Annotated in this window: 2 protein-coding genes; one reads left to right on the forward strand and one right to left on the reverse strand. The window is 68.4% G+C overall.

Annotation, left to right across the window (positions count from 1 at the left end; all coding sequences use genetic code 11):
- Nucleotides 1-132 precede the first annotated feature (132 nt).
- Entirely contained in the window at nt 133-1,326 is a 1,194-nt protein-coding gene (gene nadA, locus ACFVIM_RS34860) for a quinolinate synthase NadA (protein WP_384310323.1), read from the reverse strand.
- Between the two features lie 335 nt (nt 1,327-1,661).
- Here nadA and ACFVIM_RS34865 point away from each other — a divergent pair, with 335 nt between their 5' ends.
- A complete protein-coding gene (locus ACFVIM_RS34865) occupies nt 1,662-2,018 on the forward strand; it encodes a HesB/IscA family protein (protein WP_384310325.1) in 357 nt (118 codons plus the stop codon).
- Nucleotides 2,019-2,075 lie beyond the last annotated feature (57 nt).

Raw genomic sequence — 2,075 nt, forward strand, 5'->3', positions numbered from 1 at the left:
CCCGTGATGGGTGCCGGGCCGGGCGCCGTTCCCCCACCCGTGGGTGGTCGCCTCGACCGCCGGGGGTGGAGAGGCTCCACCTGGGGGTGGAGACGTACGGGAGGGCGGGCCGCCGACCCGGTGCGGCATGACCTACGGCAGCGCGAGCATCCGCTCCAGCGCCAGCTTGGCGAAGCTCTCCGTCTCCTGGTCCACCTGGATCTGGTTGACCAGCGTGCCCTCCGCCAGCGACTCCAGCGTCCAGACCAGATGCGGCAGATCGATCCGGTTCATGGTGGAGCAGAAGCAGACGGTCCGGTCGAGGAAGACGATCTCCTTGTCCGGGTGGGCGTTGGCGAGCCGCCGCACCAGGTTCAGCTCGGTGCCGATCGCCCATGCCGAGCCCGCCGGGGCGGCCTCCAGGGCCTTGATGATGTATTCCGTGGAGCCCACCTGGTCCGCCGCCGCGACGACCTCGTGCTTGCACTCCGGGTGGACCAGCACATTGACGCCGGGGATCCGCCGCCGTACGTCCGCCACCGACTCCAGCGAGAACCGTCCGTGGACCGAGCAGTGGCCCCGCCACAGGATCATCTTCGCGGCGCGGAGCTGCTCCACGGTCAGCCCGCCGCCCGGCTTGTGCGGGTTGTAGACCACGCAGTCGTCCAGCGACATGCCCATGTCCCGGACGGCGGTGTTGCGGCCCAGGTGCTGGTCGGGCAGGAAGAGCACCTTCTCGCCCTGCTCGAAGGCCCAGTCCAGGGCGCGCTTGGCGTTGGAGGAGGTGCAGATGGTGCCGCCGTGCCTGCCGGTGAACGCCTTGATGTCGGCCGAGGAGTTCATATAGGAGACGGGCACCACCTGTTCGGCTATGCCCGCGTCCGTCAGGACGTCCCAGCACTCGGCGACCTGCTCGGCGGTGGCCATATCGGCCATCGAGCATCCGGCGGCGAGATCGGGCAGGACCACCTTCTGGTCGTCGGAGGTCAGGATGTCCGCCGACTCGGCCATGAAGTGCACACCGCAGAAGACGATGTACTCCGCGGCGGGCCGGGCCGCCGCGTCCCGCGCCAGCTTGAAGGAGTCGCCGGTGACATCGGCGAACTGGATGACCTCGTCGCGCTGGTAGTGGTGGCCGAGGACGAAGACCCGGTCGCCGAGCTTCTCCTTGGCCGCACGGGCGCGCTCCACCAGATCGGGGTCGGACGGGGACGGCAGATCGCCGGGACACTCCACACCGCGCTCGCTCCGGGGGTCGGCCTCGCGGCCGAGCAGCAGCAGGGCAAGCGGCGTCGGCTGCACGTCGAGCGACTCCGTACGGGTTTGGGCGGTGGTCACGACACACACCCTTTCTTTCTCTGGCAGAGACTTTTCGTCTAATTGACGCTATCTATCATATCTGCTTTATGTCACTTTGACGATGACCATTGCGTCAATGTGACGCATCCCCTGTTCGTCAGCCGTTCGTCCCTCGGCCATCCCGGACCCACCGCGCGCCCACCGGGTCCGGGACCGACCGGCGGTACGAGGCCCTCCGGGGGCCGGTATGCGAGCATGAAGGGGAAAACCGCGCCGCCCGCGCGGAATGAATGCACGGCCGGGCCGGTTGCACCGGTCGGCAAGCAGTCTCCGTATGTCCCCGCCGCTGGCTGGGGAGACCCATCCCGGGAGTGATGAAGCAGATGTCCGTATCGGACGAGACCCAGACCGTGAGTGATGGCATCCTCCTCTCCGACGCCGCCGCGGCCAAAGTCAAGGCGCTGCTGGACCAGGAAGGCCGGGACGATCTGGCGCTGCGCGTCGCGGTTCAGCCCGGTGGCTGCTCCGGCCTGCGCTACCAGCTCTTCTTCGACGAGCGCTCGCTCGACGGCGATGTCATCAAGGACTTCGACGGTGTCAAGGTCGTCACCGACCGCATGAGCGCCCCCTACCTCGGCGGCGCCTCCATCGACTTCGTGGACACCATCGAGAAGCAGGGCTTCACCATCGACAACCCGAACGCCTCGGGCTCCTGCGCCTGCGGCGACTCGTTCAACTAGGCCCGGGCAGGGCCTGAGCGGCGCCACGGCATGACGGAGGCGGCGGTCCCGGAAGGG

Source organism: Streptomyces sp. NPDC057638, assembly GCF_042800315.1.
GTDB lineage: Bacteria > Actinomycetota > Actinomycetes > Streptomycetales > Streptomycetaceae > Streptomyces.